This is a genomic window from Tenacibaculum sp. MAR_2009_124, assembly GCF_900105455.1.
Lineage (GTDB): Bacteria > Bacteroidota > Bacteroidia > Flavobacteriales > Flavobacteriaceae > Polaribacter.
The window spans coordinates 28,786-49,500 of the sequence record NZ_FNSF01000002.1; the positions used below are offsets into that span (position 1 = coordinate 28,786).

The 20,715-nt window shown below is 33.7% G+C and carries 18 protein-coding genes; 13 read left to right on the plus strand and 5 right to left on the minus strand.

Annotated features, from left to right (window positions below; all coding sequences use genetic code 11):
- Positions 1 to 7: 7 nt before the first annotated feature.
- The 5 genes from BLW23_RS06630 to BLW23_RS06650 form a co-directional block, all read right to left on the minus strand.
- Complete coding sequence (locus tag BLW23_RS06630; RefSeq protein WP_093668486.1) at positions 8 to 1,384, minus strand: aldehyde dehydrogenase; 1,377 nt, start codon at positions 1,382 to 1,384, stop codon at positions 8 to 10.
- Positions 1,384 to 2,424, minus strand: a complete 1,041-nt coding sequence (locus tag BLW23_RS06635) for an alkane 1-monooxygenase (protein ID WP_093668487.1) — start codon at positions 2,422 to 2,424, stop codon at positions 1,384 to 1,386. The genes BLW23_RS06630 and BLW23_RS06635 overlap by 1 nt, the downstream gene beginning before the upstream one ends.
- 30 nt (positions 2,425 to 2,454) lie before the next feature.
- Complete coding sequence (locus tag BLW23_RS06640) at positions 2,455 to 3,141, minus strand: RluA family pseudouridine synthase (RefSeq protein ID WP_093668488.1); 687 nt, start codon at positions 3,139 to 3,141, stop codon at positions 2,455 to 2,457.
- Between the two features lie 5 nt (positions 3,142 to 3,146).
- Positions 3,147 to 3,758, minus strand: coding sequence for a ribosome biogenesis GTP-binding protein YihA/YsxC (gene yihA, locus BLW23_RS06645; RefSeq protein WP_093668489.1), 612 nt, complete (start codon positions 3,756 to 3,758; stop codon positions 3,147 to 3,149).
- Between the two features lie 134 nt (positions 3,759 to 3,892).
- On the minus strand, positions 3,893 to 4,657 hold the full coding sequence (locus BLW23_RS06650) for an alpha/beta fold hydrolase (RefSeq protein ID WP_093668490.1): 765 nt from the start codon (positions 4,655 to 4,657) through the stop codon (positions 3,893 to 3,895).
- A gap of 619 nt (positions 4,658 to 5,276) precedes the next feature.
- Between BLW23_RS06650 and mraZ the strand changes: the two genes are divergently transcribed.
- The 13 genes from mraZ to ftsZ all read left to right on the plus strand — a co-directional run bounded on the left by mraZ (position 5,277) and on the right by ftsZ (position 20,707).
- Positions 5,277 to 5,744 (plus strand): division/cell wall cluster transcriptional repressor MraZ, encoded by a 468-nt coding sequence (gene mraZ, locus BLW23_RS06655; RefSeq protein WP_093668491.1) that lies wholly within the window; start codon positions 5,277 to 5,279, stop codon positions 5,742 to 5,744.
- Positions 5,731 to 6,627, plus strand: a complete 897-nt coding sequence (gene rsmH, locus BLW23_RS06660) for a 16S rRNA (cytosine(1402)-N(4))-methyltransferase RsmH (RefSeq protein ID WP_093668492.1) — start codon at positions 5,731 to 5,733, stop codon at positions 6,625 to 6,627. Before mraZ ends, rsmH begins: the two co-directional genes overlap by 14 nt.
- Positions 6,628 to 6,630: 3 nt before the next feature.
- On the plus strand, positions 6,631 to 6,960 hold the full coding sequence (locus BLW23_RS06665) for an FtsL-like putative cell division protein (protein WP_093668493.1): 330 nt from the start codon (positions 6,631 to 6,633) through the stop codon (positions 6,958 to 6,960).
- A 5-nt stretch (positions 6,961 to 6,965) separates the two neighbouring features.
- A complete protein-coding gene (locus BLW23_RS06670; RefSeq protein ID WP_255362757.1) occupies positions 6,966 to 8,975 on the plus strand; it encodes a penicillin-binding protein in 2,010 nt (669 codons plus the stop codon).
- Positions 8,976 to 10,439 (plus strand): UDP-N-acetylmuramoyl-L-alanyl-D-glutamate--2,6-diaminopimelate ligase, encoded by a 1,464-nt coding sequence (locus tag BLW23_RS06675; protein WP_093668494.1) that lies wholly within the window; start codon positions 8,976 to 8,978, stop codon positions 10,437 to 10,439. It begins immediately after the preceding gene.
- 3 nt (positions 10,440 to 10,442) lie between these two features.
- Positions 10,443 to 11,669 carry a phospho-N-acetylmuramoyl-pentapeptide-transferase gene (gene mraY, locus BLW23_RS06680; protein ID WP_093668495.1) on the plus strand — a complete coding sequence of 409 codons (1,227 nt, stop codon included), beginning with the start codon at positions 10,443 to 10,445 and terminating at the stop codon, positions 11,667 to 11,669.
- Positions 11,670 to 13,007: a UDP-N-acetylmuramoyl-L-alanine--D-glutamate ligase gene (murD, locus tag BLW23_RS06685; protein ID WP_093668496.1), complete on the plus strand. Its 1,338-nt coding sequence runs from the start codon at positions 11,670 to 11,672 to the stop codon at positions 13,005 to 13,007.
- 10 nt (positions 13,008 to 13,017) lie between these two features.
- Positions 13,018 to 14,205, plus strand: coding sequence for an FtsW/RodA/SpoVE family cell cycle protein (locus tag BLW23_RS06690; protein WP_093668497.1), 1,188 nt, complete (start codon positions 13,018 to 13,020; stop codon positions 14,203 to 14,205).
- Between the two features lie 31 nt (positions 14,206 to 14,236).
- Positions 14,237 to 15,331: an undecaprenyldiphospho-muramoylpentapeptide beta-N-acetylglucosaminyltransferase gene (gene murG, locus BLW23_RS06695; protein ID WP_093668498.1), complete on the plus strand. Its 1,095-nt coding sequence runs from the start codon at positions 14,237 to 14,239 to the stop codon at positions 15,329 to 15,331.
- A gap of 14 nt (positions 15,332 to 15,345) precedes the next feature.
- Positions 15,346 to 16,698, plus strand: coding sequence for a UDP-N-acetylmuramate--L-alanine ligase (gene murC / locus BLW23_RS06700; protein WP_093668499.1), 1,353 nt, complete (start codon positions 15,346 to 15,348; stop codon positions 16,696 to 16,698).
- Positions 16,695 to 17,435 (plus strand): cell division protein FtsQ/DivIB, encoded by a 741-nt coding sequence (locus BLW23_RS06705; RefSeq protein ID WP_093668500.1) that lies wholly within the window; start codon positions 16,695 to 16,697, stop codon positions 17,433 to 17,435. Before murC ends, BLW23_RS06705 begins: the two co-directional genes overlap by 4 nt.
- Entirely contained in the window at positions 17,422 to 18,762 is a 1,341-nt protein-coding gene (ftsA, locus tag BLW23_RS06710) for a cell division protein FtsA (RefSeq protein WP_093668501.1), read from the plus strand. The genes BLW23_RS06705 and ftsA overlap by 14 nt, the downstream gene beginning before the upstream one ends.
- Before the next feature lie 76 nt (positions 18,763 to 18,838).
- Positions 18,839 to 20,707, plus strand: coding sequence for a cell division protein FtsZ (gene ftsZ / locus BLW23_RS06715; RefSeq protein ID WP_093668502.1), 1,869 nt, complete (start codon positions 18,839 to 18,841; stop codon positions 20,705 to 20,707).
- Positions 20,708 to 20,715 lie beyond the last annotated feature (8 nt).

Below are 20,715 nucleotides of genomic sequence, written 5' to 3' on the forward strand. Positions count from 1 at the left end.
ATGGATTTTATGAGCCCAATTTTAACAACATTTTTAACTGTTTTAATTTTCCTTTATAAGGGGCATACCGTGTAGGGATGTCTAACCAAGTTCCTCTTGAGACAACACCTTTTTGATGTGTAAAAGTATCGAATGATCTTTTTCCATGATAGCTACCGACTCCACTTTCTCCAATACCACCAAATGGAAGTCGATGATTAGCGAAATGGACTGTCGTATCATTTATCGTGCCACCACCAAAAGAATGTTTTGATATCATTTTCTTAGCAAAGCTTTTTTTGTTAGAAAAAACATAAAAAGCCAGAGGCTTTTCGTATTTAGAAATTATTTCGTCAATTTCCTCTTCAGAAGTATAAGAAATAAGAGGTAATATGGGACCGAAAATTTCTTCTTGCATTACTTTACTAGTTAAAGACGGGCTATCAACAAGAGTTGGAGATATATAGTGGTTTTCTTTGTTAGTTTTTCCACCAATGCTAACGGTTTCATTGGTGATCATATCTTGTAGTCTTTCGAAGTTTTTGGTATTGATAATTCGAGCAAAATCCTCTGAAGATTCCGGATTGTTACCATAAGCCTTTTGTAATTCTTCTTTAAATAAAGTTGTAAATTTATCTTTAATAGAGGAGTGAATCAAAACATAGTCTGGAGCAATACAGGTTTGACCACAATTTATAAATTTACCCCATGCAATTCTTTTCGCTGCCAATTTTAAATTCGCAGATTTATGAATGATACAAGGGCTTTTACCTCCAAGTTCTAATGTTGTTGGTGTTAAATGTTCAGCAGCGGCTTTTGCAATTATTTTTCCAACAGAAACACTTCCTGTAAAGAATATATAATCCCAACGCAATTGTAGTAATTCTTGTGAAATATCAACACCGCCTTCGATAACAGATACATGGCTTGATTGGAATACCTTTTCAATAATTTTTTTGGTGATATTACTAGTCTGCGGAGTAAGTTCAGAAGGTTTTAGTAAAACAGTATTACCTGCAGCAATGGCACCAATAAGTGGTGCAAAAGCCAGTTGGAAAGGATAATTCCAAGGTGATATGATTAAAGTATTTCCAAAAGGTTCGTTATAAATTTTAGCAGAAGAAGGAAAGTTAAGTATTGATGGAAATACCCTTTTAGGTTTACTCCATTTATTGATATTTCGAATCATTAACTTTAATTCAGAAACAACAATGGATATTTCTGTCATTACAGTTTCATACTCTGGTTTTCGGAAATCCTCGTGAATTGCGTTGATAATATCTTTTTCTCGAACTATAATTTCTTTAAGAAGTAATTTAAGAGTCTTTTTTCTGAAAGAAATATCTTTAGTCTTTTGAGATTTAAAAAAGTCTTTCTGCTGTTGAACTATATGTTGAATACTCATTATTGTTCTTGTAATACGTTGAGTTTTTTATTCATTAATTTAAACCATACAGGAGGGAATAATGCTATTAGCATCATACCAGGATAACCAGTAGGCATTTGAGGGCTATCAGATAATGATTTAAGAAGTTGATAGTGTTTGCTGCCGTTATAATGATGGTCTGAATGCCTTGAAAGATTAAATAACATGTATTTTCCTACAATATGATTTGAATTCCAAGAATGTGCTCTCTTCACTCGTTCATACCGTCCACGTTCGTTTTTATTTCTTAACAATCCGTAATGTTCTATATAATTAACGGTTTCTAAAAGTAAAATACCTACAATTGCAGCTCCAGTAAATGCACAGAGGGCTTTTAGTCCTAAGAGAAAGAAAATTAAAAGAGCTACTAAAAGAGAAGAAAAGGTGTAGGCAACCATTCTGTTTTGATAGTGATACCAAGGCCTATTACTGTCATTAAGACGTTTGTTTTCTATAATCCAAGCCTGATAATAGCTTTGAAAATGTGAACGAACCCAGAAGGTATATAAACTTTCGTTTTTCCTTGCAGTTGCGGCATCTTTAGGTGTGGCAACGTTAAAATGATGTCCGGCATTGTGATATGGTAAGAAATGAGTGTTTAATGATGTGAGTAATAGTATTTCACCTAAAAACTCATCTCTCCTGTTATTTCTATGACCAAGTTCATGGCCTACATTAATTCCAATAACACCACACATAAGTCCCATAGAAATTGTTTTGCCAAGAAAATCAGTAAACGACATGCCTTGAGGAACAATAAAGAGTAAGAACCAACCTAAAAAGAAAAATTGTATTGGAATGGTGAAATATAAAACATAGGTGTATATTTTATTGTTTTTATGAATTTCCTCTTCTTCCTTATTGAAGTTGTTGCTATCTGGTTTAAATAAAAGTTCAAGTAAAGGAACTAATATAAAAAACGAAAAAACAGGTAAGTATGTTAACCATCCACTTTTAACAAAGGAAATAGAAACCGTAAAAGGCAATATGAGGAAAGCCAGGTACTTAAGAGGACGCATGTAGGATATTTTTTTCTTAAATATACGAAATTACATGCATGCTTTCCAAATAGAATTTTGAGGAGTTGGAGCAATAATTTTAATACTTTCTTTATTTACAGGATGTATAAATTCGATTTTACGCGCATGTAGTGAAATTCCTCCATCGTCGTTACTTCGTCTATCACCGTATTTTAAATCACCTTTTATAGGGTGATTTATATAAGACAGCTGTACTCTAATTTGATGATGTCTTCCTGTTTCTAGGTTTACTTCAAGTAAGGAATAATTTTCGAGTTTTTTTATTAAAGTATAATGTAGTATTGCTTTTTTACTGCCAGGTATTTCTTTTTTGTATACAAAAGACTTATTTAGTTGAGGTTTTTTTTTGAGAAAGTTTGATAAAGAGTCTTTTGTTTTTGTAGGATGTCCTTTTACAATAGCCCAATAGGTTTTAGTTATATTTTTGTCTCTGAACATTTTATTTAAACGTTCAAGAGCTTTCGAAGTTTTCGCATAAATCACAACTCCTGAAGTAGGTCGATCTAATCTATGTACAGTGCCTAAAAAAACATTACCTGGTTTGTTGTATTTTTCTTTTATGTATTCTTTAATAATGTCGCTAAGTGGTGCATCACCTGTTTTATCCCCTTGCGTAATATCCCCGCAACGCTTATTAACAATAATAATATGATTGTCTTCAAATAAAACTTGAAGAGACTCTTTTGTTGTATGCATTTTAATTATTTGAAATCTTTAGCAACGTCTTGATTTACTTGCTCAATAAAATTCAAAAACTCTTCACGACCAAGTTTATTTGACGATGAGGTAATAAATGATACTGGTACTTCTTCCCAATGGTTTAATAATTCTTTCTTATAAGAAGTAATCTGTTTCCCTAATTTAGAGCTACCGATTTTATCAGCTTTCGTAAATACAATACAAAAAGGGACTTGATTCTCTCCCAAAAACTGCATAAATTCTAAATCTATTTTTTGAGGATCATGTCTCGAATCTATGAGGACAAAAGTACAAACTAGTTGTTCTCTTTCTTTAAAATAGTATTCGATAAATCCTTGAAACTTTGCTCTTTGTTTTTTTGATACCTGTGCATAACCGTATCCAGGTAGATCAACTAGAGACCATTCATTGTTTATTTTAAAATGATTAATCAGCTGAGTTTTTCCTGGTCTCCCAGAAGTTTTCGCTAAATCCTTTCGTTCCATGAGCATATTAATCAATGATGATTTCCCAACGTTTGAACGACCGATGAATGCATATTCAGGAATACGTTCTTTCGGGCAATTAATTACGTTGGTATTGCTAACAACGAACTCAGCAGATTTTATTTTCATTTGAATATATTTTATTTAAATATTCGTCATAAAATGATATAACAAAAATATAGCATTTTATAAACCGAATAAAGGTCTTTTGTTAAAGCAAGTTAGTCTTGTTTTTAACCGTTCTAGAAGAATCTTGCGAACAATTAAATGTTACGTTTAGTAAACCATTCCTCTAGAATTTCATTAAATTCTTTAGGGGTTTCCATCATTGCTGCATGACCGCATTTATCAATCCAATACAAATCCGAGTCTGGTAGAAGTTTATGAAAATCTTCAGCAACCTCAGGAGGTGTAACCGTATCTTGCTTTCCCCAAACTAGGCATGTAGGTTGGTTCATGTTAGGTAAATCTTTAGCCATGTTGTGTCTTACTGCGCTTTTAGCAATAGCAAGTGTTCTAACTAAAGAGTTTCTGTCGTTAATGACTCCATACACCTGATCAATTAATTCATCAGTAGCTATTTCTGGATTATAGAAAACAGCACGAGTTTTGTTTCTAACAAACTCCTTATCGCCTCTCCTAGGATAATTATTACCCATAGAGTTCTCATAAAGGCCAGAGCTACCAGTCAAAACAAGAGCCGAAACATCTTGAGGGTATTGTTTTATATAATATAAAGCAATATGTCCTCCAAGTGAATTACCTAATAAAACAACATCTTTTAAGTTTTTGAATTCAATAAATTCATGTAAAAACTTAGCCAAGTTTTTTACGTTGGTTTTTAGCAGTGGTAATGTGTATAAGGGAAGTTCTGGGATGAAAACTTTATATCCTTTTTCTGAGAAATAATTAAAAGTTGCGTCAAAATTACTCAATGCTCCCATGAGTCCATGTAAAACGATAATAGCTTTCCCTTCTCCTGCTTCTGCGAACGTAAATTTGCCTTCTTTCTTTAAAAATTCAGTCATAAAAAGTTTGATTTGACTTACCGACAAATGTAGTTTTTTTTTAGCACATTTTCATTTTTATTATTTTATAGAGTGAATGTGTTTAGTTTTAAAGTGTTTATGCGTTGTTTTTATAACTAAAACGATTGAATACTACGTGAAATGAAAGACTTAAATCAATAGAGTAAGTGCTTGTTTTATTGATTTTTGGTAGGGTCTTTTGTCGTTTTTTGAGGTGATAAAAACATCATTTCTATATTATCAATTATTGTTGCTAAACATTATTAATTCTATATAAATTTTCAAGAATGAGGAAATGATTTTAGTGAAAATAATTTAGGATGAGGTCATTTTTGTTTCAGTTATAGAAGAATAAATTTTAATGGTTTTGAGTTAATTATTATTGATTTTTTTAAAAAAAAAGTAAGAAAATTCAAAGGAATCCGAGTGCTTAGCCGAGAGAGTGACGACACTTTTATGGTTTTATGATAAAAACATTAAAAAAATAAATTCAAATAAGTTCTTAGTTGTTGTTAGTCAAATATTTAGGTGGCTGGTTAAAACTTATTAACAAAGTGGGGTAAAGTGGTAGAATGTGGTATTTTTTTTATATTTTTGACTCAAACTATCAATTTATTAAGTGGTAAGCCTGATCGGAACATATGAGTGTAAGATGGACGCGAAGGGTAGAATGATGATGCCAGTTGCATTTAAAAAGCAGTTGTCATCCATTTTACAGGAAGGGTTTGTTGTGAAAAGATCTGTTTTTCAGTCTTGTTTAGAGGTGTATCCAATGCAAGAATGGAATTTGGTGATGGCGAAAATAAATAAATTGAATCGTTTTGTTAAGAAGAACAATGATTTTATTCGTCGATTTACGGCTGGGGTGAAAGTAGTGGAGGTAGATGCAACAGGAAGGTTTTTGATTCCTAAGGATTTGTGTCAGTTTGCGGGTTTAACAAAAGAGCTCGTTCTGTCTTCGGCGGTAAATGTAATTGAAGTTTGGGATAAAGAAAAGTACGAAAAGATAATAGATGGTTCTGTTGTTGATTTTGCTGATTTAGCAGAAGAGGTAATGGGTAATATAGATTTGGATGAGTTATCATGATTCAGTGTTGTTGAAAGAGAGTGTTGATGCTCTTGATATTAAACCAGGGGGTGTTTATGTTGATGTGACCTTTGGTGGAGGAGGGCATTCTCGAGAGATTTTAAATCGTTTGGGTGAAGGAGGGAGATTGTTTGCTTTTGATCAAGATCCTGATGCGCACGAAAATATAATCGATGATGATCGGTTTGTTTTAATAGGAGAGAATTTCAGGTATATAACACGATTTTTAAGGTTTTATGGAGTTAGGAAGGTTGATGGTGTTTTGGCTGATTTAGGTGTTTCTTCTCACCAATTTGATGCCGCGGAACGAGGGTTTTCTACGCGCTTTGATGCTGATTTAGATATGAGGATGGATCAAAAATCAAATCTTTCTGCAAAAAAGATTATCAATAAATATGATGAGAAAAGGTTGGCAGATGTGTTGTTTTTATATGGTGAATTGCGAAACGCGCGAGCTTTGGCAAGGGCTATTGTAGAAGCTCGGGTAGAAGGCGGTATTAAAACGAGTTTTCAGTTGAAAGAAGTTTTAAAGAGTTTTTTGCCCAATGCAAAAGAGCATAAAATATTAGCTCAAATTTTTCAAGCCATAAGAATAGAAGTGAATCAAGAATTAGAAGTATTGAAGGAGTTTTTAAATCAAATTCCAGATTTACTTAATGAAAATGGACGTTTAAGTGTTATTTCGTATCATTCTCTTGAGGATAGACTAGTGAAAAGGTTTATTAGAACGGGGATGTATAGTGGAGAGCCTGAAAAAGATATGTTCGGTAATACAGATGAGCCTCTTAAGAAAATTGGTAAGTTAATTATTCCTTCGAAAGGAGAGATTAAAGAGAATAATAGGGCAAGGAGTGCGAAATTGAGGATTGCTACATTAAAGTAGGTAATGATAAAGGTTAAAAAAAATATTTACGATGTTTTAAGAGGAGGGTTTCTGACTGATGATAGTTCCTTGAAAAACTGGAAGATGTTGTTTTTTGTTGTTGCATTGCTTTTGGTGATGATTTCAGTAGCTCATAGCGCAGATGCCAAGGTGGTGAAGGTGGCTGAGTTAAATAAGGAGAAGAGACGGTTGAGGGCTGAGTATGTCGATACAAGTACAATATTGATGCGGATGAAGCTCGAAAGTAGTATTAGGGAGAAGGTGAGAGACAAAGGGTTGAAACCGGCTCAAAAACCACCCAAAAAGATTAAAGTAACAATAAAACAAGAATAGGAAAAATGGTGATTAAAAAAGGCATATTAAACAAACTCTATATAGTGGTGGTTTTAATGGCGCTTTTTTTTGTGGTCATTATTTTTAGAATTTTTGAGCTTCAATATATAGATGGTGATAAGTATCGAAAATTATCACTAGCTAAAACTCATAAGAACGATACGATTTTCGCTAATAGAGGGAATGTCTATGCGGCTGATGGAAATCTGCTAGCAACTTCAATGTCTAAGTTTACTATTCGAATGGATGTGATGTCAGTTAAATCTGGCGTATTCGAAAGAAATATTAGGGAATTGTCGAAGTCTTTATCGGAATTATTGGGTAAGAGTGCAGATTACTATCAAAAGAAATTACGAGATGCAAGAAAACGTAAAAATCGTTACTTGTTGATAGCTAGAAATATTGGGTATAATGATTATGCCAAAATGAAACAGTTTCCCATATTTAAACTCGGGGTGTATCGAGGTGGTTTTATTGCTGAACAGCAAACTGTCAGGGTACACCCAATTGGGAAAATCGCAGAAAGAACCATTGGGTATGACGATTATAGAGGAGGTGCTGGAATTGAGGGTGCTTTTGCTAAGTATATGCAAGGGGAAAACGGTTGGAGATTAAAGCAAAAAATTGCAAAGGGACAATGGAAGCCTATTAATGATGTAAATGAAAAAGAGCCTATTGACGGTCACGATGTAATTACTACAATCGATGTAAACGTTCAAGATATTGCGCATCATGCTTTATTAAAACAAATGCAAAACTATGAAGCTGAACATGGTTGTGCGGTTGTTATGGAGGTGAAGACAGGGAAAATAAAAGCTATAGCGAATTTAGGAAGGACTTCTAAAGGAACATATTACGAAAAACGTAATTACGCTGTTTGGGAAAGTCATGAACCTGGTTCTACTTTTAAGTTAGCAAGCTTAATGGCCGCGCTTGAAGATAAGGTAGCTGACACATCTACGGTTGTCGATTGTGAAAAAGGAAAAATCTTCATTAATGATAGAAAAGTTGAAGACAGTAAGATCGGAGGATATGGTAAAATTTCTTTAGGAAGAGTTTTTGAAGTGTCTTCTAATGTTGGAATAGTAAAAACGATTCGAAAGCATTATGATAAGAAACCTAAGAAATTTATTAAGAGAATTAAATCTTTTGGTTTGGATCAGCAAACAGGAGTTAAAATTAAAGGAGAAGGTAAGCCTTTTATTAGAACTCCAGATAAAAATTGGAGCCCAATAGCACTCGAATGGATGGCTTGGGGTTATGGAATTTCATTAACTCCTTTACAAACACTGGCCTTTTACAATGCAGTTGCTAATAATGGAAAGTTAGTAAAACCTTATTTCGTGAAGGAATTAAGAATTGGTAATAAGGTGGATAAAAGATTTGGAACAGAAGTAGTGAAAGAGAAAATTGCGTCTCAAACAACGTTGAATAAGGTTAGGAAGGTGATGGAGAATACCGTGAAAAAAGGGACAGGTAAAGGAATATATTCACCGAATTTTTCAATGGCAGGAAAAACAGGTACAGCTAAGAAGTATATTCCAAGGCATAAAAATTCAAAAGGGAAAATGGTTGGAGGATACTACTCAAATTCAAAATATGTGGCGTCATTCGCTGGTTTTTTTCCAGCAGATGAGCCAAGGTATTCATGTATCGTGGTAATTCACGAGCCTAAAAAAGAAAAGGGATATTATGGAGCTCAGGTGGCTGCGCCCGTTTTTAAAGAGATAGCTCAAAAAATATATACAACAACTCCTATAGATAATCAATCGGTAACTGATACGATTACGTATTCGAAAATTGATAAAGATTATGATGAGTATTATCTAAAGTTAAAGAAATACAAAACTATTATGCCAAGAGTACTTGGAATGAGTGGTATGGATGCTGTATCTCTTTTAGAGAATATGGGACTAAAAGTGAAGTTTACTGGAATGGGAAAAGTTGTAGAGCAATCTGTTCAAAATGGGATTAAAATATCCAAAGGAGCAACTATTTATTTAAGGTTATCGTAAGTGAAAAAATTAAAAGACATATTGTATAAAGTATCTGTAAATTCTGTTTTTGGGAGTACGGATGTTTTGATAAATGAGATTTGTTTTGATAGCCGAAAGGTAAAAAAAGGAAGTCTTTTCTTAGCTCAAAAAGGAGTGCAGGTTGATGGTCATAAATTCATAGATAAAGCAATAAGTCTAGGAGCAACTGTGGTTGTTTGTGAAACACTTCCTAAGAATAAAGAAGAAGGGGTGGCATACGTTGAAGTAAATGATTCGAGTACTGCATTGGCGGTGATGTCAGCAAATTATTATGATGACCCATCGAGAAAACTAAAGCTAGTTGGAGTTACAGGGACAAATGGTAAGACAACGGTTACAACATTATTATATCAATTATTCAAAAAAGCGGGAGCCAAAGTTGGTTTATTGTCTACAGTAAAAGTTTTAGTTGATAATAAAGAATATAAGGCAACTCATACTACACCAGATTCAGTAATGATCAATAAGTATTTAGCTGAAATGGTCTCTGAAGGCGTTGAGTATTGTTTTATGGAAGTGAGTTCACATGGAATCCATCAAAAAAGAACAGAAGGATTGTGTTTTGAGGGAGGTGTTTATACCAATTTGTCGCATGATCATTTAGATTATCATGAAACATTTGCAGAATATAGAGATGTTAAGAAGTCGTTTTTTGATAACCTGCCAAAAACATCTTTCGCGTTAACTAATCTTGATGATAAAAATGGGCAAATAATGCTTCAAAACACCAAAGCTAGAAAGTTGAGTTATGCGCTTAAAACCATTGGAGATTTTAAAGGAAAGGTGTTGGAAAAGAGTTTTTCTGGAAGTTTATTAACTCTAAATGGTATTGAGGTTTGGACCAAGTTAATTGGTGAGTTTAATGCGTATAACCTGCTGGCTATACATGGAGTCGCTACTTTATTAGACTTAGAGAAAATGGAGTCATTACGTTTGCTAAGCGAGTTAGAAAGTGTAAGCGGGCGTTTTCAATATACAATTTCAGGTGATAAAGTTACTGCAGTCGTAGATTATGCTCATACACCAGATGCATTGAAAAATGTATTACAAACAATAAATGATATAAGAACAGGAAACGAAAACGTTATCACTGTTGTAGGTTGTGGAGGAGATCGAGATAGAGATAAAAGACCTAAAATGGCAAAGATAGCTTCTCAATTAAGTACTCAGGTGATTTTCACATCGGATAACCCTAGAACTGAAGAGCCTCAAGGGATTATTGATGATATGGAAAAGGGGGTAGCACCTGAAAATCACAATAAAACCTTGTCAATTTTAGATAGAAGACAAGCCATAAAAACAGCTTGTAAATTGTCTGAATCGGGAGATATTATCCTCATTGCAGGAAAAGGGCATGAGAATTACCAAGAAATAAATGGAGAACGATTCCATTTTGATGACTTAGAAGAAGTTGTTAATTGTTTTAACCTGCTAAAAACATAAAGAATGCTGTATTATATTTTTGAATATTTAGAAAGTGAATTTAATCTGACAGGTGCTAGTGTGTTTCAGTTCATAACCTTCAGGTCGGCGTCAGCATTTATTTTGTCGTTATTAATTACGATGATTTTTGGAAAGAAGATTATTAATTTTCTTAGAAAACAACAAGTAGGTGAAACTGTAAGAGATTTAGGATTAGAAGGTCAAGTTCAAAAGGCAGGAACTCCTACTATGGGAGGGATTATTATTATTCTAGGAACTTTATTACCAGTGTTACTTCTTGCTAGACTTGATAATATTTATATCATCATACTGCTCATTACAACTTTATGGATGGGAGTTATTGGTTTTACCGATGATTATATTAAAGTATTTAAAAAAGATAAAAAAGGATTAAAAGGGAAATTTAAGGTTTTAGGGCAAGTTGGTCTAGGATTAATTGTAGGGTCAATGCTTTATTTTCATCCTGATGTAACAATAAAAGAGCAACTTCCTGCTGATCAACAAATAGTTCAAGAGAATGGTAAGAAGATTGTATTTGGAGAAGCGCATAAATCTACGAAAACAACAGTGCCTTTTTTAAAACATAATGAACTTGATTATGCAAAAGCACTAAGTTTTTTGGGAGAAGGTTATGAAAAATACGGATGGATTATTTTCATTTTTGCTACCGTTTTTTTGGTGACTGCAATTTCTAATGGTGCTAATTTGACAGACGGTATCGATGGCCTTGCGGCAGGGTCTTCAGCAATTATGATCGTAGCCTTGGCAATTTTTGCATGGGTATCAGGAAATATTATTTTCGCGGATTATTTAGATGTAATGTACATACCGAAGTCGGGAGAAATGACCGTGTTTATTTTTGCTTTTGCTGGAGCTTTAATAGGATTTCTTTGGTACAATACCTACCCAGCTCAAGTTTTTATGGGGGATACAGGTAGTTTAACCATCGGAGGAATTATAGCTGTGATTGCTATTGCCATCAGAAAAGAATTATTGTTGCCAATATTGGCTGGAATTTTCGTAGCTGAAAATTTATCGGTGATGTTACAAGTTTCATATTTTAAATACACCAAAAAGAAATTTGGTGAAGGTAGGAGAATATTTAAAATGTCTCCTTTGCATCATCACTACCAAAAGCTTGGTTATCATGAAAGTAAAATAGTGACACGTTTTTGGATTGTTGGGATTTTATTGGCAGTATTAACAGTGGTTACTTTAAAGTTGAGATAAATGAAAAAGAAGCTAGTTGTGCTAGGAGCAGGAGAGAGTGGTGTTGGAACAGCTATTTTGGGGAAACAAAAAGGATTTGATGTTTTTGTTTCTGATAGAGGAGCTGTTACTGAGCATTATAAAAAAGTTCTTGAACAACATGAGATCTCTTTTGAGGAAAATCAACATACAAAGGAAATCGTATTTCAAGCGGATGTTGTAATGAAAAGCCCTGGGATTCCTGATAAGGTTGAATTGGTTCAGGAGTTGGTGGAGAAAGGTATTTCGATAGTTTCAGAAATAGAATTCGCAGGGAAATATACAAATGCAACTGTGGTTGGTATTACTGGGTCAAATGGTAAAACAACCACTACTATGATAACGAATCACCTTTTAACAAAGGCAGGGATTAATGTAGGAGTTGCAGGGAATATAGGTGATAGTTTTGCTAGGCAGGTGGCTGAAAAGAACTATGATGTGTATGTGTTAGAGTTGAGTAGTTTTCAGCTTGACGGGATAAGAGAATTTAATTCTCATATAGCTATTCTAACCAATATTACACCAGATCATTTAGATCGATATGATTATAATTTTGATAATTATATAGAATCAAAGTTTAAAATAACAAAAAATCAAACAGAAAATGATTTTCTAATCTACGATAGTGATGATGAGGTTATTACTGGATGGTTAAAGAGAAATACAACAAAAGCAACATTAGTTCCTTTTTCATTAAAAAAAGAGCTTGAATATGGTGCTTTTGTAAGAGAAAATAAAATTATAATAAAATTTAATTCGGAAGAAATATTAATGAACGTTTCAAACTTAAAGTTACAAGGAAAACACAATACCAAGAATGCAATGGCTTCAGCAATGGCAGCGAGATTATTAAAAGCAAGAAAATCAACTATCGCTGAAAGTTTGTCTGATTTTGAAGGAGTCGAACATCGTTTGGAAAATGTACTTAAAATAAATGGTGTACAATATATAAATGATAGTAAAGCTACAAATGTAAATGCAGTTTTTTATGCGTTGGAATGCATGGATACTCCAACAGTATGGATTGCAGGAGGTGTTGACAAAGGAAATGATTATGCCGATTTACTTCCTTTAGTTAGGGAAAAAGTAAAAGCAATTGTTTGTTTAGGGTTAGATAATACAAAGATTATTGAAACGTTCCAAAATGTAGTGGATATTTTAGTTGAAACTGCAGGGGCAGAAGAGGCTGTAAAAGTAGCATACAAGATTGCTGATAAAGGAGATGCTGTATTGCTGTCACCAGCATGTGCAAGTTTTGATTTATTTAGTAGTTATGAAGATCGAGGAGATAAGTTTAAAGAAGCCGTAAGAGGATTATAAAGTATAAAAAATGAAATACCTATTTCAACATATAAAAGGTGACCGAGCAATATGGGCTATTGTAGCTATATTGGCTGTGTTTTCGTTTATGCCTGTATATAGTGCTAGTACGAACTTGGTATACGTTGTTGGTAATGGGTCTACCTTAGGTCATTTAGTGAAGCATATAGTTTTGCTAATATCTGGCTTCGCTATAATTTATGGTGTTCATAAAATACCTTACAGATATTTTAGTGGAGGTTCAGTGTTGATGTTACCCGTAGTAATACTACTGTTAATATTCACAATGTCTCAAGGTACACTTATCGGTGGAGCGAATGCAAGTCGATGGATTCGAATTCCTTTTGTAGGAATCGGTTTTCAGACATCTACACTAGCTGGACTAGTTCTAATGGTATATGTGTCGAGGTATTTGGCTAGGAATAAGGAGAAAAGAATTCAATTTAAAGAGAGTTTGTTACAAATGTGGTTGCCCGTAGGAGTAGTGTTAATTTTAGTATTACCTGCTAACTTTTCTACGACAGCAATCTTTTTTACGATGATTCTTTTACTGGCTTATATAGGTGGTTATCCATTGAAGTATATTGGTTATATTCTTGGTATAGGATTGTTTTCTTTGCTTTTTTTTATTCTGGTAGCGAAAGCTTTTCCTGATGCAATGCCTAACCGTATTCATACATGGCAAAGTAGGTTGGAGAATTTTTCAAACCCAAATGGTACTGAAAATTATCAAGTAGAGAAAGCTAAAATAGCTATTGCTACTGGAGGTCCAATAGGGAAAGGCCCTGGAAAGAGTGTGCAAAAGAATTTTTTACCACAATCATCTTCTGATTTTATTTACGCAATTATTATTGAAGAATATGGTTTAATAGGTGCCTTATTAGTGGTGTTTATATATTTCTTATTACTCTTTCGGATATTGATTACCGCAAAAAAGGCTAATACGGTCTTCGCGACTTTATTGGTCGTAGCAGTGGGGATACCGATTGTTTTTCAAGCTCTCATTAATATGGCAGTAGCTGTAAATATTTTACCCGTAACAGGTCAAACATTACCACTTATAAGTAGTGGAGGAACCTCTATTTGGATGACGTGCTTTGGGTTAGGAATGATATTAAGTGTAAGTGCATCTAAAAATGAAACGGAAGAAACTATTTTAGATGATAATCCTTTAGATATTTTGCATGAAACAATATAAAGAATAAGAAAGAAACTAACCAGAGTTTAATATGAAAGAATCGATTAATGTAATCATAAGTGGTGGTGGAACAGGAGGACATATTTATCCTGCTATTGCTATAGCAAATGAAATAAAGCTTCGTTATCCTGAGGCTAATATTTTATTTGTTGGGGCTAAAGATAAAATGGAGATGGAAAAGGTGCCTCAAGCAGGTTATGATATTAAAGGATTGTGGATTTCTGGTATTCAAAGAAAATTAACTCTTAAGAATTTAGCATTTCCATTTAAACTGATTAGTAGTTTATGGAATGCCAACAAAATAATTAATAAGTTTAAGCCCGATGTGGCAGTAGGAACAGGTGGTTTTGCTAGTGGACCAACATTAATGATGGCTAATAAAAAAGGGATTCCAACACTTATTCAAGAACAAAATTCTTATCCAGGTATTACGAATAAACTTTTAGGGAAAAAAGCGAAAAAAGTATGTGTAGCATATGATAATTTAGAGCGATTTTTTCCTAGTGGAAATATAATTAAAACTGGAAACCCAGTAAGACAAGATTTACTTTTTATTCATACGAAAACTCAGGAAGGAAAAGAGTTTTTTCGGTTAGATAAAAAGAAGAAGACATTGTTAGTTTTAGGAGGAAGTTTAGGGGCTAGGAAAATGAATCAACTGATAGAGTCTCAACTAGATTTTATTCAAAATCAAAATATTCAGCTTATATGGCAGTGCGGTAAGTTATATTATGATGAATATAAAGTTCATGGCAAGCGCGATAATGTTCAGGTTTATCAGTTTTTGGATAGAATGGATTTAGCGTATGCCGCTACTGATTTTATAGTGTCAAGGGCGGGAGCCAGTTCTGTTTCGGAATTGTGTATTGTAGGGAAGCCTACTATTTTTATTCCTTCACCGAATGTTGCGGAAGATCATCAAACAAAAAATGCGAAGGCAGTTGCGGATAAACATGGCGCGATTTTAGTAAAAGAAAATGAATTGGAAACATTTCCTATTGTTTTTGAAACCTTATTGAAAGATTTAGGTAAACAGGAAAGTTTAAGCGATAACATAACAATATTGGCATTGCCAAATGCTACGAATGATATTGTGAATGAAATTGAAAAAATTATCAAAAGATAGACAGGAAGAAGTAAATGGATTTAAATAAAATAAAAAATATATATTTTATTGGAATTGGAGGAATTGGGATGAGCGCTATAGCTCGTTATTTTTCTGCTAATGGAAAAAAAGTTGCTGGATATGATAAAGTAAGAACACCGATAACCAATGCTATGGAAGAATTGGGGATTCATGTGCATTTTGAAGATGAAATAAAAAGAATAGGCTTAGCCTTTTTAGAAAAAAAGGAAACAATTGTAATATATACACCAGCTGTGCCTTCAAGTCATAAAGAGTTGTCTTATTTTAAGGATAACGGTTTTACGGTTTTAAAAAGGTCAGAAATTCTCGGAGAAATTACCAAGAACACCTTTTGCTTAGGAGTTGCTGGAACACATGGCAAAACAACTACTTCAGCAATTTTAGGACACCTAATGGAACCTTTGAAAGCAACATCTTTTCTAGGTGGTATTTCGGAAAATTATAATTCAAATTTAATTTTGGGAGATGATAAAATTTCTGTTGTTGAAGCAGATGAATTTGATCGTTCTTTCTTAAAGCTTTCTCCGAACATTGCTTGTGTTACTTCAATGGATTTGGATCATCTTGATATCTATGATAAACCTGATGCATTACAAGAGTCTTTTATAGAGTTTTCGGAAATGGTGTCAAACACTTTAATTGTTGCTGAAGGAGTATTGCTTGAAGGATTAACATATGGTTTTGGTGATTCTACAGATTATCAAGCGATAGATGTTCAAATTAAAAATGGAGGATATTCTTTTGGTATTAAAACTCCAACTGAAATAGTAAAGAATGTTGAGTTTTATTTGCCTGGAAGACATAATTTAATGAATGCCTTAGCTGCCTTTGCTATGGCTGATGTTTATGGTGTGACCTCTGATATAATAAAAAAACAATTAGCGAGTTTTAAAGGAGTTAAGAGAAGGTTTTCCTATAGAATTAAATCTGATGCAATAGTATTGATAGATGATTACGCACATCATCCAACTGAAATAAGTGCGGTAGAAGCTTCTGTCAGAGAAATGTACCCTGATAAAGAAGTGTTAGCAGTATTTCAGCCGCACTTATTTAGTAGAACGAGAGATTTTGTGGATGATTTTGCTAACGCACTTTCGAAATTTGATGAAGTTTTGTTGTTAGATATCTATCCAGCTCGTGAATTACCAATAAATGGGGTTACATCTAGTTGGTTGATGCAAAAGATGGAATTATCTGAGAAAAAAATGACAACAAAAGAAAGTTTGTCCAAAGATGTTTTAAAATCTAATGCAGATATTGTTGTAATGATTGGGGCAGGAGATATTGGCTTAATGGTTGATACTATAAAAGTGAAATTAGAAGAAAAGTTTAGTTTGTTGAAGTGAAAAAAATAACAGCTTACATAGCATTCGTGGCGTTAATTGCTTTTTTGTTCTTTTTGTATGGATTTTCTTCTAATAGAAACGGTACAAAAAAGGTAAAAAATACAGTGGTTGAGTTTGAAGAAGGTGATAATAACTTCTTGACGCACAATATGGTTGATAAAATGTTAATACAAAATAAAGAATTTGTTAAAAACCAACCGAAAAGTGTAGTAGATTTACACTTTCTAGAAACTAATGTTTCGGCGAACCCTTATGTAGAAAAAGCAACCGTTTTTTTAACAATAAATGGGGTGTTGAAAACGCTAATAAAACAACGCAAGCCAGTGGCTCGCCTTGTGGATAATGACTCAATATTTTATGTTGATAAATATGGAGTTAAAATTCCATTATCAGCTAATTTTTCAGCCAGAGTGCCATTAGTTTCGGGGGTAGGAAACGCTGAAGAAATCAAAGAACTTATACAGTTACTACAAACGATCTCTAGCGATGATTTTTTTAAGAAAGAAATCATTGCAATAAAGAGAAATGCTCAGAATGAATATGTTTTTACTGTTCGTACTGGGGATTATAAGATAGTATTTGGAAAGTTTGAATTGGCATACCTCAAATTTAAAAAATTAAAAGCATTCTATAACAAAGCACTTATAGATGGATCTATAAAGCAGTATAAAACAATTAATGTAAAGTATCACAACCAAGTTGTATGCACAAAACATAATCAGGATGGAAAACAATAAAATAGCAGTTGGGTTAGATATTGGTACAACCAAGATTGTTGCCATGATTGGACGTAAAAACGAATACGGAAAACTTGAAGTTCTTGGTATTGGTAAAGCGAAAAGTTTGGGTGTTAAGCGTGGAGTGGTAAATAATATTACACAAACAATTCAGTCGATACAACAAGCAGTTGATGAAGCTCAGAGTGTTTCAGGATATCAAATTGAAAATGTAGTAGTTGGTATTGCTGGTCAGCATATAAGAAGTTTACATCACAGTGATTATATAACAAGAGAGAAATCTGATGAAGTTATAGATAATACAGATATAGACAACCTTGTTGAACAGGTGCATAAATTGGTAATGCTTCCTGGAGAAGAAATAATTCATGTATTGCCGCAAGAGTTTAAAGTAGATAGTCAGCCTGAAATTAAAGAGCCTATAGGGATGTATGGAGGAAGGCTTGAAGCAAATTTTCATGTAGTTGTAGGTCAGGTATCTTCTATACGAAATATTGGGCGCTGTGTTAAAAGTGCTGGACTTAATCTTTCGGATATAACGTTAGAGCCTTTGGCTTCTGCTTCTGCAGTATTAAGTCAAGAAGAAAAAGAAGCTGGTGTTGCATTGATTGATATAGGAGGAGGTACAACGGATTTGGCAATTTTTAAAGATGGAATTATTCGACACACTGCTGTAATTCCTTTTGGAGGAAATGTAATTACCGAAGATATTAAAGAAGGATGCTCTATTATTGAGAAACAAGCGGAGTTATTAAAAATAAAATTTGGTTCGGCTTGGCCAGGTGAAAATAAAGAAACGGAAATAGTTTCTATTCCAGGATTAAGAGGGAGAGAGCCTAAGGAAATTACATTAAAAAATTTATCCAAGATAATTCATGCGCGTGTTCAAGAAATTATTGAACATGTGTATTTAGAAATAAAAAATTACGGACATGAAACGCAAAAAGGGAAACTGATTGCCGGAATTGTTTTAACAGGAGGAGGTTCTCAATTAAAACACCTTCGCCAATTAGTAGAATATATTACAGGAATGGATGTTCGTATAGGTTATCCTAACGAACATTTAGCAGGAGACTCTGATGATGTATTATCGAGTCCGGCTTATGCAACAGCTGTAGGGTTAATAATGGAAGGACTTGAGAGAGAGCAGGAAGCTATGGAAGAGATTACCCCTGAAGTAGAGGAACCTGTTTTTGAAAGAAAGGAAGAAGATAAGTTAGTTGAAGAAGAGTCTACTAAGAAGGAAGAAGTAAAAAAAGGAAAATCTAAATCATTCTTTGAAAAATTTACCGAAAGGTTTAAAGAGTTTTTAGATAACGCAGAATAAAAAAAATAAAGTGAAGACTCTGAATTGTCCCCAATAGGAGTTAAATTAAATCATAACCATTAAAAGGAAAGTTATTATGAGCGCAGAATTTGATAACATTTCATTCGACATGCCTAAAACACAATCTAACGCCATTAAAGTTATCGGTGTTGGTGGGGGAGGGAGCAATGCTGTAAATCACATGTACAACAAGCAAATTCACGGAGTAGACTTCGTAATTTGTAATACCGATGCTCAAGCCCTAGAAAATAGCCCAATACCAAATAAAATTCAATTAGGGGCACATCTCACCTCAGGATTAGGAGCAGGTGCAAATCCCGAAGTTGGAGCACAGGCAGCGGCTGAAAGTATTCAAGAGATTCAACAGATGTTAAATACCCATACGAAAATGGTGTTTATAACTGCTGGAATGGGTGGTGGTACAGGTACTGGAGCGGCTCCGATTATTGCAAAAATTGCAAAGGATATGGATATCCTAACAGTAGGAATCGTTACAATGCCATTTCAGTTTGAAGGACGAATGCGCTCAAAGCAAGCTCAACTGGGGATTGATGAGCTAAGAAGTCATGTAGATTCACTTATCGTAATCAATAATAATAAATTACGTGAAGTTTATGGTAACCTTGGTTTTAAAGCGGGATTCTCAAAAGCAGATGAAGTTTTAGCAACTGCGGCTAAAGGTATTGCAGAAGTAATTACGCATCACTATAAACAAAACATCGATTTACATGATGCCAGAACAGTGTTGTCTAATAGTGGAACGGCAATAATGGGGTCTGCGAAGGAAGCAGGAGCTAATAGAGCGAAAAATGCTATTATTAAAGCACTAGATTCACCATTATTAAACGATAATAAAATTACTGGAGCCAAAAACGTATTATTACTAATAGTTTCTGGAGCGAATGAAGTAACATTAGATGAGATCGGAGAAATTAATGATTATATTCAAGAAGAGGCTGGTTTTGATGCCAACATCATCATGGGTATTGGTGAAGACGAATCTTTAGAAGATGGAATTTCATTGACGATAGTGGCTACTGGTTTTACAGCTGATCAGCAAGGTGATATTTCTAATACAGAGATTAAGAAAATTGTTCACACTTTAGAAGATGAGCAAAAAGCAACGTATAGTTTTGAGGAAAGAAAGGTAGAGAAAGCACCAACGATTGATGAGCCTTTAACTCAAAAGACCGATCAAAAGGTAGTGCATGTCTTGGGGGAAGAAAAGGTAGAAAGAAAACCAGAGATCAATCTTATTCCTACAACCGACGCTATTAAGAATATTAATGTTATTTATGATGAAATTTCTATAGGATCAATTTCTGAAGATGATTTTATCATTACGAATGCATCAGAAACAAAAAAGGAAGTAAAAGAACCAAAGCAAGAATACATTCAGCAAGATCTATTGTTTGATTTACCTTTAAATTCTTATGAAGAAATTAAACCAACAAGTAGTATTGTTGAAACCACTGAGAAGATAAAAAATATAGAAGTGGAAGCGGAGGTTTTAAATCCGAATAAAGAAGTTCATAAACGTTATGTATTAGATGATTTTAGTGCAGAACCTACTATTGGAAAAAGTTCTACCCCAATAATCAATAAAGAAGAGGACGAGTCTTTAAATTTTGAAGTAAAAACTAAGAGTAATGAAGATGCATCATCTGAAAGTTTGAATGATGAGGCTTCTCCTTTAAGTTTGACGATATCTGAATTGCAGAAAAGAGCGGAGGAGAGACGTGAAAAAATGAAGGGATTCAATTATAAATTTGCTGATCAAGTAAGCAAAAATATTGATGAAATTGAACGCCAACCTGCTTACAAGAGATTAGGAGTTGATATCGATGCGAATAAGGATATTAGTAAGAGTGATAAGGCTTTAAATAATGATAAAGACGATTTATTGCGTTCGAATAATTCTTTTTTACACGATAACGTAGATTAATAAATTAC